Annotated in this window: 9 protein-coding genes; 6 read left to right on the forward strand and 3 right to left on the reverse strand. The window is 47.2% G+C overall.

Going from position 1 to position 13,578, the window contains the following annotated elements; genetic code table 11:
• Positions 1-171 precede the first annotated feature (171 nt).
• The 4 genes from MUB35_RS22685 to MUB35_RS22700 all read left to right on the forward strand — a co-directional run bounded on the left by MUB35_RS22685 (position 172) and on the right by MUB35_RS22700 (position 8,687).
• Positions 172-3,618 carry a pyruvate carboxylase gene (locus tag MUB35_RS22685; RefSeq protein ID WP_244806894.1) on the forward strand — a complete coding sequence of 1,149 codons (3,447 nt, stop codon included), beginning with the start codon at positions 172-174 and terminating at the stop codon, positions 3,616-3,618.
• A 251-nt stretch (positions 3,619-3,869) separates the two neighbouring features.
• The gene (locus tag MUB35_RS22690; RefSeq protein ID WP_033144031.1) at positions 3,870-6,404 is read left to right on the forward strand and encodes a ribonucleoside-diphosphate reductase subunit alpha; all 2,535 of its coding nucleotides are present in this window, start codon (positions 3,870-3,872) and stop codon (positions 6,402-6,404) included.
• Positions 6,401-7,444, forward strand: coding sequence for a ribonucleotide-diphosphate reductase subunit beta (locus MUB35_RS22695; RefSeq protein ID WP_033144044.1), 1,044 nt, complete (start codon positions 6,401-6,403; stop codon positions 7,442-7,444). Before MUB35_RS22690 ends, MUB35_RS22695 begins: the two co-directional genes overlap by 4 nt.
• 265 nt (positions 7,445-7,709) lie before the next feature.
• Positions 7,710-8,687 (forward strand): ROK family protein, encoded by a 978-nt coding sequence (locus MUB35_RS22700; RefSeq protein WP_033144033.1) that lies wholly within the window; start codon positions 7,710-7,712, stop codon positions 8,685-8,687.
• A gap of 70 nt (positions 8,688-8,757) precedes the next feature.
• On the opposite strand, the gene MUB35_RS22705 is transcribed toward MUB35_RS22700, so the two are convergent.
• Positions 8,758-10,113 (reverse strand): MATE family efflux transporter, encoded by a 1,356-nt coding sequence (locus MUB35_RS22705; protein WP_033144034.1) that lies wholly within the window; start codon positions 10,111-10,113, stop codon positions 8,758-8,760.
• Positions 10,114-10,539 carry a MarR family winged helix-turn-helix transcriptional regulator gene (locus tag MUB35_RS22710; RefSeq protein ID WP_033144035.1) on the reverse strand — a complete coding sequence of 142 codons (426 nt, stop codon included), beginning with the start codon at positions 10,537-10,539 and terminating at the stop codon, positions 10,114-10,116.
• Between the two features lie 270 nt (positions 10,540-10,809).
• On the opposite strand from MUB35_RS22710, the gene MUB35_RS22715 reads away from it, so the two are divergent.
• Positions 10,810-11,601, forward strand: coding sequence for a GNAT family N-acetyltransferase (locus tag MUB35_RS22715; RefSeq protein ID WP_033144036.1), 792 nt, complete (start codon positions 10,810-10,812; stop codon positions 11,599-11,601).
• Between the two features lie 398 nt (positions 11,602-11,999).
• A complete protein-coding gene (locus tag MUB35_RS22720) occupies positions 12,000-12,590 on the forward strand; it encodes a hypothetical protein (RefSeq protein ID WP_103731955.1) in 591 nt (196 codons plus the stop codon).
• A gap of 32 nt (positions 12,591-12,622) precedes the next feature.
• Here MUB35_RS22720 and MUB35_RS22725 read toward each other — a convergent pair whose 3' ends face one another.
• Positions 12,623-13,462, reverse strand: coding sequence for a LysR family transcriptional regulator (locus tag MUB35_RS22725; RefSeq protein WP_033144037.1), 840 nt, complete (start codon positions 13,460-13,462; stop codon positions 12,623-12,625).
• Positions 13,463-13,578 lie beyond the last annotated feature (116 nt).

A 13,578-nucleotide genomic window follows, 5' to 3' on the forward strand; every position in this document is an offset into this window, starting at 1 on the left:
GTGCCTCCTGTTTTTACGTGTATAAAAAGATTATTTTTTTCTTGCTTTTTCATTTTAAATAGAGTATAGTGGAAATAAATATTTTTGTCTTTCGGAAACAGACAAATGCCTTTAATAGAAAGACAAAACCGGAAACAAATCACGTTATGGTCAAAAAACAGGAGGAAAGGTATGGAAAAAGAAAGGTGCGGCAAAAACTTTAAGAAAGTGATGGCAGCTAACAGGGGAGAGATCGCCATCCGTATTTTCAGGGCGTGCTGCGATTTGGGGCGCAGTACCGTTGCGATTTATTCTAAGGAAGATGAGTACAACGTCTTTCGGACAAAAGCAGACGAGTCTTACATGATAGGAGAGAATAAGAGTCCTTTAGGTGCATATCTGGATATCGGCATGATCATAGATATTGCCAAAAAGCATAAGGTGGATGCCATTCATCCGGGCTATGGTTTCCTCTCAGAGAATGCGGACTTTGCCAGGGCCTGTGAGGAGAGCGGCATTGCCTTTATCGGCCCGCCGTCCCATGTGCTGGAACAGATGGGGGATAAGCTGAGCGCAAAGGAAATTGCAAAGCGCTGCGGTGTTCCTACTGTTCCGGGGTCCACAGTGCCCATCCGTGATGCCCAAGAGGCGGTGGAGCTTGCAGTATCTTACGGTTTTCCGGTGATACTGAAGGCTTCTGCAGGAGGCGGCGGAAGAGGCATGCGGCGGTGCGCAGATGAACAGGAAGTGAGAGATACCTTCCCGCTGGTGCAGAGTGAAGCTTTAAAGGCTTTTGGATGCGGTGATATTTTCATAGAAAAATTTTTGGAGGAGCCAAAGCATATTGAAGTACAGATATTGGCAGACCAGTACGGCAATATTGTCCATCTTTTTGAGAGAGACTGCTCTCTGCAGCGGCGTTATCAGAAGGTGGTGGAATTTACGCCTGCATTTGCCATTTCACAGGATATACGGGAAAAAATCTGTGAAGACGCAGTGAAAATAGCAAAAGAAGTTGGGTATGTAAATGCGGGGACGGTAGAGTTTCTGGTGGACCGGAAGGGCGGATATTATTTTATCGAGATGAATCCCAGGATTCAGGTGGAACACACAGTCACAGAGATGGTCACAGATATTGATATTGTCCGTGCTCAGGTACTCATTGCTGAGGGAAAGACCTTGGCAGCTCCGGAGATCGGGATTGAAAAGCAGGAGGATGTAAAACGGCATGGATATGCCATCCAATGCCGGGTAACCACAGAGGACCCGCAGAACAATTTTGCCCCTGATACCGGAAAGGTGACCGCATATCGGACCGGAGGCGGATTCGGTGTACGTCTGGACGGCGGAAATACCTACGCAGGTGCAGAGATATCCCCCTACTATGACAGTCTTCTCGTAAAAGTTACCACACATGACAATACCTTTGAAGGTGCCTGCAACAAATCTCTCAGGGCTTTGAGCGAGACACGGGTGCGCGGTGTGAAGACCAATATCGGATTTATTGAAAATATCTTAATGCATCCCATGTTCCGCACAGGAAAATGCCATACAAAATTCATTGACGAGACACCGGAACTGTTCTCTATCAAGAGTTCCCAGGACCGGGCCACAAAAATGCTGAAATACATAGGCAACATTGTAGTCAATGACCCGACAGCCGGAAAATACCGCTATGAGCCGCCGCGTTTTCCAAAGGTAACGGGAACGAGGAAAGACGGTCTGAAACAGATCCTGGATGCTCGGGGACCCGAAGCGGTAAAGCAGTGGGTGCTGGATCAGAAAAAGCTGCTTATTACAGATACCACTATGCGGGACGCACACCAGTCCCTTCTTGCCACCAGAGTGAGAACACGCGATATGGTAAAAGGCGCGGAGGGGACTGCAGAGATACTGGCAGATGCTTTTTCATTGGAAATGTGGGGCGGTGCCACCTTTGATGTGGCCTACCGTTTTCTTAAGGAATCTCCGTGGGAACGCCTTGACCTGCTCAGGGAAAAAATACCCAATATTCCCTTCCAGATGCTGCTGCGCGGTGCAAATGCGGTGGGATATACCAACTATCCCGACAACCTGATCCGGGAATTTGTAAAAGAGGCAGCAAGAAGCGGAATAGATGTATTCCGAATTTTTGACTCCCTGAACTGGATCCCGGGAATGGAAATCGCCATGGATGAAGTGCTGAACCAGAATAAGATCGCAGAGGCAACACTGTGTTATACAGGGGATGTCTCTGACCCGAAAGAGGATAAATACACATTGGGATACTATACGGAGATGGCAAAAGAACTGGAGCGGCGGGGTGCCCATATTCTCTGTATCAAGGATATGTCAGGACTTCTGAAGCCTTATGCTGCACATAAGCTGGTGAAAGCACTGAAAGAGGAGACGGGTCTCCCCATCCATCTCCACACCCATGACACCAGCGGAAATCAGATCGCGGCGCTGCTCATGGCTGCGGGGGCCGGGGCGGACATTGTGGATACGGCTGTTTCCAGCATGTCATCCCTCACCAGCCAGCCTTCCATGAGTTCCCTGGTGGCAGCTCTTTGGGGTCAGGAAAGAGACACCGGCCTGTCTCTGGAACGTCTGCAGGAGCTGACCGATTACTGGAGTGACGTGAGGGAGAGATACCGCTCCTTTGAAGGAGGAATCAAATATCCCGCAACAGATATTTACCGCTATGAAATACCCGGCGGCCAATACACCAATCTGAAACCACAGGTGGAGAGCCTTGGCCTGGGACACAGGTTTGAGGAAGTAAAAGAGATGTACCGCACGGTCAATGAGATGCTGGGAGGTCTTGTAAAAGTAACGCCGTCCTCAAAAATGGTAGGTGATATGGCAATTTTTATGGTCCAGAATGATCTGACACCGGAAAATATTGTGGAGCGCGGAGAAAACCTGACTTTCCCGGATTCTGCAGTGAGCTATTTCAAGGGAATGATGGGGCAGCCACGCTGGGGATTCCCAAAAGAACTGCAGAGAGTGGTTCTGAAGGGAGAGACACCCATCACATGCCGTCCGGGTGAACTGCTTTTGCCCATGGATTTCGATGCGGCAAGAGAGAGACTGAAACAATTTGTTCCGAAACCGGACTGGAGAATGGTCATAAGCTGGTGCTTTTATCCTAAGGTTGTAGAGGACTTTTTAAAGAGCCGCAGAGAATACGGTTATATCACCCGCCTGGGCAGCCATGTGTATTTTCACGGACTTGCCGAGGGGGAGACAAACCGTGTGGAGATAGAAGACGGAAAAACACTTGTCATAAAATATCTGGGCAAGAGCGAATTGAACCCGGACGGGACCAGAAATGTATTCTTTGAACTGAACGGCATTCGCAGGGAAGTTTCCGTGCAGGATAAGAGCGCCAAGGTGACTGTGGAATCCATACCAATGGCTGACCCCAATGACCTGAGCCATGTGGGTGCTTCCATACCCGGACTTGTGAGTAAGATACTTGTAAAACCGGGAGAAAAAGTCAAAAGAAACCAGGTTCTGGCAGTAGTTGAGGCAATGAAAATGGAGACGAATGTAATCGCCCTCATGGATGGAGAGATGGATCAAATCCTTGTAAAAGAGGGGAAAGAGATCAAGGCAGGAGAACTGCTTATGACAGTTAAGACAGTAAAAGAATGATTCATAAAGGGATAAGCGCTGCTCTGGGGTACAGAGGAGCTCTTATCCCTTTGTTATGCGGGCTGTAGAAGCAATAATATCCAAAATCAAACTGGAGTAAAAAGGTTGAGTATATACCTTCTCTGTGTTACAATATCAATAATTCGTCACTGTTCGGTCAGGTCTGTGCATTTGCCGCGCTGATTCATACCCTGACAGGATGAGAATAAAACACAGTGGACAGAATAGGGAAGAGGAGGCAGAAGAAAAATATGATCATCATAAAAAGAAATGGACAGGCAGAACCCTATGATATACAGAAAATAAAGAATGCGGTCCTGCTGGCATTTAAAAGTGTGGGGCAGGTATATAAAGAGGAAGAGATAGAAAAAGTCACGGAGCTGGTGGAGTATAAGATTAAAAAATACTGTCCCCTTCAGTCCAGCCGGCTGCAGGTGGAACAGATCCAGGACATCGTGGAGCGCTCTCTCACAGAGCTCAATTATTATGAGGTGCTGAAAAGCTTCATATTATATAGAAACGAGAGGGCCAAAAAGCGGGAAGCCAGAAGAAAGATCATGGAATATTTTGAACAGGCGGAGGAACTGGATACGGTTCTGAGGGAGATCCAGAGAGAATATACGGACCATGTTTATCATCTGGAGCATCTGCTTGCCAAATTTCTGACTTTTTACCGGGAAGGCATCCAGGTGGAGGAACGTTTGGATCTGCTGAAAAGAGCAGCAGTAGAGCTGACCACCCAGGAGGCACCTCTCTGGGAATTTGCTGCTGCACGGATTCTGCATCTGCAGTTTACCCGCCGTTTGGAGAGAGAACTGGAAAACTACCGGATACACAATTTTTACGAAAAGATCCATTGTCTCACCAAGATGGGCCTGTATGGCAGCTACATCCTGGAAAATTATTCAAAGGAAGAGATTCTCAGGTACGAAGCTTACATGCAGGAGGACAGAAACCATCTGTTCAACTATTCCGGTCTGGAGCTTCTGATAAACCGCTATGTGATAAGGAGCCGTCAGAATGTACCGCTGGAAACGGTGCAGGAGATGTTTCTCGGCATTGCCATGCATCTGGCCATGCTGGAAGAGAAAAACAGGGATATGTGGGTTTTACGGTTCTATGATATGCTCAGCACACTTAAGGTGACTATGGCAACGCCAACGCTTTCCAATGCGAGAAAGCCCTATCACCAGCTTTCTTCCTGCTTTATTGATACAGTGCCGGATAGTCTGGACGGGATTTACCGCAGCATTGACAATTTTGCAAAGGTCAGCAAATTCGGCGGCGGTATGGGACTGTATTTTGGAAAAGTGCGGGCAGCAGGCAGCGACATCCGCGGTTTTGAAGGGGCAGCAGGGGGTGTGATCCGGTGGATCAAGCTGGCAAATGATACGGCTGTCGCGGTGGACCAGCTTGGGGTACGGCAGGGAGCGGTGGCAGTGTATCTGGACGCGTGGCACAGAGACCTTCCGGAGTTTCTGAATCTGCGTACAAACAACGGGGATGACAGGATGAAAGCCCATGATGTATTTCCGGCGGTCTGCTATCCGGATCTGTTCTGGAGGACAGCAAAGGAAAACTTAGAGGGAGACTGGTATCTCATGTGCCCTCACGAGATCCTTATGGTGAAAGGGTATGCCCTGGAGGACGCTTTCGGTCAGGAATGGGAAAGGAAATACATGGAGTGTGTGGCTGACAGCAGGATAAAAAAACGGGAGATTCCCATTAAGGAACTGATCCGTCTGATCATCCGAAGCGCGGCGGAGACAGGGACCCCGTTTACCTTCAACAGGGATACGGTCAATAAGGCAAATCCAAACAGCCACAAAGGTATGATTTACTGCAGTAACCTCTGCACAGAGATCGCCCAGAATATGAGCCCCATTGAACAGGTGGAGCAGCGGACGGAGGTCGTGGACGGGGAGACGGTGGTTGTGACGGTCACACGGCCGGGAGAATTTGTAGTGTGTAATCTGGCAAGCCTTTCCCTGGGAAGAATTGATGTAGATAACAGACAGGAGATAGAGGAGATCACAGCAAGTGCCATGAGGGCACTGGACAATGTTATTGACCTGAATTTCTTCCCGGTTCCCTACGCGAGGATCAATAATATGAAATACCGTCCGGTTGGCCTGGGCGTCAGCGGATATCACCATATGCTGGCTAAGAAGGGGGTTCTCTGGGAATGTGAGGATCATTTGAAACTGGTCGACCGGATATTTGAGGATATCAATTTTGCGGCAGTGAAAGCAAGCTGTGAAAATGCCCGGGAAAAGGGCAGCTATGCTTATTTTCAGGGCAGTGAGTGGGAAAGCGGTGCATATTTTGAAAAGCGGGCCTATGTCTCAGAGCGCTGGCGTTATCTGGAAGATCAGGTAAAAAACGGAGGGATGCGCAACGGCTATCTTCTGGCGGTTGCCCCCACAAGCAGTACCAGCATGATCGCTGGAACGACAGCCGGTGTGGACCCTGTGATGAACCGGTATTTTTTGGAGGAGAAAAAGAACGGCCTTGTGCCCCGCGTGGCGCCGGAGCTGAATCCTGACACGTACTGGTATTACAAGAATGCTCATCACATCGGACAGGAATGGTCTGTCCGCGCCTGCGGGGTCCGGCAGCGCCATATAGACCAGGCACAGAGTATGAACCTGTATATCACCAATGACTATACCTTCCGCCAGGTGCTGAACCTGTATCTGCTTGCCTGGGAGAAGGGGGTCAAGACCATATATTATATTCGGTCCAGGAGTTTGGAAGTAGAAGAATGCGAGGTGTGTGCAAGCTGATGGAAATGAAGAAAAAACCCCTGTTTAATCCGCAGGGTGACTGGGAAATACAGAACCGCAGAATGGTAGGCGGCAATACAACGAATTTAAATGATTTCAATAACATGAAATATACCTGGGTCAGTGACTGGTACCGGCAGGCCATGAACAATTTCTGGATTCCGGAAGAAATCAATTTGAATGTGGATGTGAGAGACTATCCGGGACTGTCACAAAAAGAGAGGCGGGCCTATGACAAGATCCTCTCCTTCCTTGTCTTTCTGGACAGCATCCAGACAGCCAATCTGCCGGCTGTCAGTGAATATGTCACAGCCAATGAGGTGAATCTGTGTCTGTCCATCCAGGCTTTTCAGGAGGCTGTGCACAGCCAGAGCTACAGCTATATGCTGGATACGATCTGTGAACCTCAAAAACGCACGGAGGTTCTGTATCAGTGGAGGGATGATGCACATCTTCTGAAAAGAAATACTTTTATCGGCAGCCTGTACAACGATTTCCAGCAGAAAAAAGATATGTTTACATTTATGAAGACCATTGTTGCCAATTACATCCTGGAAGGTATTTATTTCTACAGCGGCTTTATGTTTTTCTATAATCTGGGAAGAAACCACAAAATGCCGGGCACTGCGCAGGTGATCCGTTATATCAACCGTGACGAAAACACACATCTGTGGCTGTTCCGGAATATCCTTATGGAACTGAAAAAAGAGGAGCCGGAAATGTTCACGGCAGATAAAGTGGAAATATACCGGGAGATGATAAGAGAGGGCTGTGAAGAGGAAATGGCCTGGGGAGCGTATGTGATCGGAGAGGATATTGCCGGACTGAGCGGCGAGATGGTCAGGGATTATATAAAATATCTGGGAAACCTCCGTTGTTTCAGTCTGGGCTTTGAAGGGATTTATGATGGCCATGACACGGAGCCGGAGAGCATGCGCTGGGTGGGACAGTACAGCAATGCGAATCTGATCAAGACAGACTTCTTTGAAGCCAGAAGCACAGCTTATGCAAAGAGCAGTGCACTGGTGGATGATCTGTAGAAATATATCTGCCGCTGCCGGAAATTTTGGCGGCGGCTTTTTCGGTAATTGTTCATGTTCCGCTGTCCCGCGAGGTGTTTTCAGGGCAAAGGCATGAAAGTCCCGAGGTACCAGAGCGATTGGTTTATCTGCTGTGGGAGTATTGTTTTTGACCTGTATGTTATGTATAATCAGATGTATAGCAGGTGGTGCTGCGCAGACTGTGCTCTGCAGAAATACGGGCTGCGGCCGGAGGCAGCCGGGGAATTGCCGGAAAGGACATAGAATGAGAAAATATATAATTGGTATGGATCTGGGAGGAACGAATATCAAGACCTCTCTGTTCACAAAAGATTTTTCTGTGGTGGCCGAACAGAGGACACCGACCATGGTCAGTCTGGGCTCTGAGGGCGTTTTGCAGCGAATGGCAGATAATATCAGGGAGCTGCTCTTAAAAGCAGGGGCAGCGGCAGAGGAAGTGGAGGTCATGGGAATGGGGGTTCCCGGGCTTTTGGATATAGAAAAGGGAATCTCCCTGTTTTCACCTAATTTTCCCCAATGGGAAAATGTTCCCATTGCCGGATGGTTTAAAGAACGGTTGGGTATTCCGGTATTTATTGACAATGATGTCCGCGTAAATCTGTACGGGGAATGTTATTTCGGTGCGGGGAAGGGGAAAAAGAATGTGGTACTTCTGACACTGGGGACAGGTTTAGGGGCAGGAGTCATGATAGACGGACATATTTTGTACGGTGCAACCGGCAGCATGGGTGAAATTGGCCATATGAATATGTATCGGGAGGGCAGACCCTGCCGCTGTAAAAGCTCAGGCTGTCTGGGGCGTTATGTGTCGGCTTTGGGGCTTCTGCGGACAGTAAAGGAAAAGATTGAGGCAAAAGAGAAGACAGTGCTTACAGACTGGGTGAAGGACCCGGAAGAGATCACGGCAGAAATGGTATCCAGAGCCTTTGATGAAGGGGATCAGCTTGCAAGGGAGGCCATGGAGGAGACTGGTGAGATTCTGGGATTCGGCCTTGTAAATGTGATAAATTTATATAATCCCGAGTGTGTGATTATCGGAGGCGGTATGTCAGCGGCAGGAGAACGCCTGCTGTCAAAGGCGAGAGAAGTTGTGGATACCCATGCACTGGAGATTTCCAGAAAAGCGTGTACGATCGTTACAGCATCGCTTGGCGATGCATCAGGAATGCTGGGGGCAGCGAAAGCCGCTTCGATAAAAACAGAGAACAGAATGGTGGTTTAATAAAATCTCCGGTTTCGGCAGAGAAAATCTTTCTGTGGGAACCGGAGATTTGTTTGCGGCTTTTACAGGATCAGTCCACCAGTTTTTTCAGTTTCCATTTTCCGCTCTGTACGCGGATAAAGGAGAAGATGGCGCCGATTCCCCAGCCAATGGGAATAGACCACCAGATTGCGCTGGAACCGATGAAATGGGCCAGCAGGTATGCAATGGCAACTCTGGAAAACAGGTTGGACATGGAGCTTAACATAAAGGCGCCCATATCTCCGGCACCTCGTAAAAGGCCGTTGCCTACAAACATAAGTCCCATTAATACATAAAATACAGAGACGGTCTTCATATATCTCAGTCCGTATCCCATAGCGCTGCCCTCAGAACCGCTGTTCAGGAACAGACTGAGAAGCTGCGGTCCGAAGAGATAAATAATACCGGTGATGATAAGGGAAAATATCAGGACCATGAGCAGACAGGCTTTATAACCCTGAACAACCCGTTTGTCTTTTCCTGCTCCGATATTTTGTGCTGTATAACTTGACATGGCATTTGAAAAGTTCATGTTGGGCATCATGGCAAGCGTATCAATTTTTGTGGCTGCCGTATAGCCTGCTACAAATACCTTTCCGTAAGAGTTGACCAGTCCCTGCATGAACATCATGCTCAGGGACACAATGGACTGCTGCAGCATGGAGGGGACACCCACACGGGCAATTCTGCGGGCTGCATTTGCCTCAAAGAAAGCAAACTTTTTATCCGCGGCAGCAGGTTCACTTTCCATATCCTTCATCCGTTTGATCAGAACAAAGAAGGAGACTACAGCACACAGGCCCTGCGCGATCAGGGTCGCCCAGGCAACACCAGCCACGCCCATATGGAAGCGGATCACGAACAGCAGATCAAGCCCAATGTTTGTAAGGGCTGACACCATTAGAAATTTAAGGGGAGTATTGCTGTCCCCAAGGGCATTGTAGATACCGTTCAAAGTATTGTAAAGAAAGAGGAAGACAGCTCCGCCAAAATAAATCCGCAGATAGGTGAGAGAATCCGCCATGATATCAGCGTCCGTCCCCAGAAGCTTCAGAAGCGGACCGGCTGCCAGCTCACCGGCTGCCATAATAGCCAGTCCGATCACACCCAATGCGATCAGAGCAGTGGAAATGGTTGTCTTCATTTCCCGGATCTGACCTGCCCCAAAGAGCTGGGAGATGACAACCGTACATCCCATGGAAAGTCCTGCGGCGATGGCTACAGCCAGAAAGACAACAGGGAAGGAGGAGCCTACAGCGGCCAGTGCATCCTCACCTACAAATTTTCCCACTACCATGGAATCTACCATATTATAAAGCTGCTGGAAAAAGTTTCCGATAACCATGGGCAGGGCAAAGAAAAAAAGCAGCTTGAGAGGCTTTCCCTCCGTCAGATTTTTTACCATTTATCTTCCTCCTTTTTTTCTGTATGCAACTGCATTGGCTGCAATTCGTTTGATGTGGTCCTGATGTATTTGCTGTTCCTCCTGGGAAAAGCCGGTATAACAGATTTCATCCCAGGATCTGTAAATATCCCGGATATGTTCATAGATTTCCTCTCCCTTCTCCGTCAGGGATACAAATTTCTGGCGCCTGTCATTTTCATTGACTCTGCGGCATATAAGCCCCTTTTCTTCCAGGGATGCCAGGTTTTTGGCGATTCTGCCCTTATCCAGATTCAGATATTCGGCCATTTCCTCCTGGCTGCAGCTCTTGTCTTTGAGGATACGGATCAGTCTGCCTTCCAGAGGAATCAACCCGTATTTTTCCATTTCGGCTCTTACATATGACAATTCACAGCGCCTGATGATGCTGACAAAATGGTTATTCATAAAATGGCCTCCTTAAAATAGTTGTAAATTACAACTGTTGTGAGAAACAACTATTTATTATATGCAGGTGAGTCGAAAATGTCAACATGAATTTTATGAATGTGTTATACTGGTAGCTGTAAAAACTGTTGTTCACGCCAGTGGATCAGATGACCCGGCGGGAGTGTGTGTTCTGCCGTTCACGGTATTTATATATGGGTAGATAACTTTATGCGGCGGAGACGGATTTGACTGGAATAGGCAGAGATACTGCGTGGGAAAGAGAGATGTATGGAAAAAGCAGTGGATATTTTGGATAAAAGTAAAATTGCGGATTTATTTGCAGGCTGGGAGGAGACTTTGATCTGGTCCTGTCTTCAGGACTGTATGGGAAGAGCTTATGCAGATACAGAGGAGGATCCGCAGTCTGCACAGATTGTAGTCGGGGATTTTTGTTTCTTTGCGGGAAAGCCCTCTGCACGGCTTGTGCGGAATAAACCGGATGACAGGGAATCTGAGTTTATCATTATGGTACCGCCTTCTGCAGATTGGGAGGATATGATAGAGGATATTTACCGGGGATGTTCCAAGAAAGTGATACGCTATGCGATCAGGAAAGAACCGGACGTATTTGATAAAAAGAAACTTGAGGAAATAGTAAAGAACTGTCCGGAAGGGTTTTCGCTGCACAGAATAGACGGCGAAATCTACAGGCGTGCTATGGGTGAATCCTGGTCTGCGGATCTGTGTTCACAGTTTAGGGATTATGAGGATTACAGGAGGCGGGGGCTTGGGGTCGCCGCCATGGACCGGCATATTCTTGCGGCAGGTGCATCCTCCTATACCGTATATAAGCAGGGGATTGAGATAGAGGTGGATACCCGTCAGGATTACAGAAGGAAGGGACTGGCACTGTGCTGTGCCGCACAGTTGATTCTTGACTGTCTGGAGAGAGGCATGTATCCAAGCTGGGATGCCCAGAATCCTGCCTCGGCAGCGCTGGCGGAAAAACTGGGGTATCATTTTGATAAAGAGTATACAGCCTATGAGGTGTACGGGTTTACCGGGAACGATGAAACGTGATTTGTAACTGTCAGTCAGGCCTGCACATTTACTGCGCTCACTGCGTATTCGGTAATTTATAGTGAAAATATATAATGATGAATGGACATAAAATAGAGAAAATCGGAAGAGAGATGTAAAAATGTCCCCCAAAAATAAATTTTCAGCAGATAGATACAAATTTAAGAAAATGAAAAAGGGCAAATTTTCGCACTGTCTACAAAAAATGCAAATATGCAAAATGTCAATAGAAATTTGCACTCTTATATGATAAGCTATACAGCATAACAAGTAAAGCAGTCAGGTCTTACGGATACTTCGCAGTCTGTGGATGAAAGCCGGCTGTCCACAGCGGCAGACAGTAAGTAAGATCTGGATGCCGGTAAGACAGCGAATGCGCGTTGGAAAGGGGATATGATATGGGATTTACATCTGAAGATATCAATACACTGGAAAGGTTGTTTGACAATAAGCTGCAGCCATTATATGTGCAGGTAAATGAAAGATTTGAACAGGTAAATAAACGTCTGGACGAGAGTACAGAGAGAACGGAAGCGCGGTTTGAACAGATCGATAAGAGATTTGAACAGATCGATAAGAGATTTGAACAGATTGATAAGAGGTTTGAACAGATTGATAAGCGGTTCGAGCAGATAGATGAAAAGTTCAGACAGATTGATAAAAGATTTGAACAGGTAGAAGAATCCATAAGAGGAATAAAAGTACAGCTCAATAAGGTTGAAACACGGCTTGATAATCTTGAAAAAGATCTTGCCATTGTAAAGAGTGATCTGGAGCAGACCAAGTGTATCATAGAAAATGAAATTCAGCGCAACATTAAAATCGTTGCAGAGAATCATGTGGATCTGAGCCGCAAATTTACAGAGGCACTGAGTGTTTCACAGACGAATGAGCTGTACCATCTGAAAGTGAATCAACTGGAGACCAGACTGGTACTGCTGGAAAATAAGTTTGACAGTCTGGCACAGCAGCAGAAAAAAGTGGTATAGAGGCAACTGTTCAGATGACCGGACAGATGCGTTTAAAGTGCAAAGGGAAACTTCAGAGTCTCTTTCATGGTGAGATAATTATTTATTTTAGGTGAGTCAAAATCCAGCAGGGGCACAGCGCGGAGCCTGTTGGCTTCAATCTCCTTTTTTACAAGACTCAGGGGAAGAAAACTATACCCCAGTCCTGCCAGAACAAAGTCCAGAAGCTTTGTACTGTTGTCTATCTCAAAGGGAAACTGGTAATTGTCAGGAAAGAGTTGGCGGATAAAAAGTCCTACCTCCTGCAGGGCAAAATTGCAGAATAGGTAGTTCAGTTTTGGTAGCTCTTTCCTGGTGATACCCTTCTGGTATGTTGTGTCACTGCAGCGGCAGACAAGAACCAGCTCATCTTTTTTGAAACACTGGCAGTTAAATCCCTGCTTTTTCAGCGGGATATAAGTAAAGGCAAAATCCAGCAGATCATCCTGAAGTGCATGGAGAAGTTCCATGGAATGTGATATGGTGACCTTTGCATTTACTTTCCTGTGTTCCTGCATATAGTCAAGCAGAGGCGTCCGCAGATGGCATTCATAAATGGTGTTGGTGGTACCGATATGCAGACTCTCCTCGGAAAAGTCCTGGGTGTTCAGCGCAGCCACAGCCGATTTCTCCAGTGCGATTATACGGTTGGCGTAATCTGTAAATTTGATACCGGCCTCTGTCAGTTTCAGGCTCCTTGAGCTGCGGATAAATAATGGCTGTCCCAGTTCTTTTTCCAACTCGGCAATTCTGTTTGTGACAGTTGACTGGGCTACGAAAAGCGCTTCGGAAGCTTTTGTGAAATTACGTATTTTACTGAGCACTAAAAAAGTTTCAAGGGACGTTGTATTCATAAGAACTCCTATCAAAAAAACGAATCATATCTATGCAATTAATTTATTTTACAAATTATAAAGAATAGGATATAATTTGTCAAGAATTAAGCATGGAAAAGTGTAAAAAGGAGAAG

Origin of the sequence: Blautia sp. NSJ-175, assembly GCF_022867815.1 — a bacterium.
Classification (GTDB): domain Bacteria; phylum Bacillota; class Clostridia; order Lachnospirales; family Lachnospiraceae; genus Blautia; species Blautia celeris.

Bases quoted from the DNA above. Each gene is read 5' to 3' on its own strand.
- MUB35_RS22685 (WP_244806894.1), top strand. From the start codon at position 172: ATGGAAAAAGAAAGGTGCGGCAAAAACTTTAAGAAAGTGATGGCAGCT.
- MUB35_RS22690 (WP_033144031.1), top strand. From the start codon at position 3,870: ATGATCATCATAAAAAGAAATGGACAGGCAGAACCCTATGATATACAG.
- MUB35_RS22700 (WP_033144033.1), top strand. From the start codon at position 7,710: ATGAGAAAATATATAATTGGTATGGATCTGGGAGGAACGAATATCAAG.
- MUB35_RS22705 (WP_033144034.1), bottom strand. From the start codon at position 10,113: ATGGTAAAAAATCTGACGGAGGGAAAGCCTCTCAAGCTGCTTTTTTTC.
- MUB35_RS22710 (WP_033144035.1), bottom strand. From the start codon at position 10,539: ATGAATAACCATTTTGTCAGCATCATCAGGCGCTGTGAATTGTCATAT.
- MUB35_RS22715 (WP_033144036.1), top strand. From the start codon at position 10,810: ATGGAAAAAGCAGTGGATATTTTGGATAAAAGTAAAATTGCGGATTTA.
- MUB35_RS22720 (WP_103731955.1), top strand. From the start codon at position 12,000: ATGGGATTTACATCTGAAGATATCAATACACTGGAAAGGTTGTTTGAC.
- MUB35_RS22725 (WP_033144037.1), bottom strand. From the start codon at position 13,462: ATGAATACAACGTCCCTTGAAACTTTTTTAGTGCTCAGTAAAATACGT.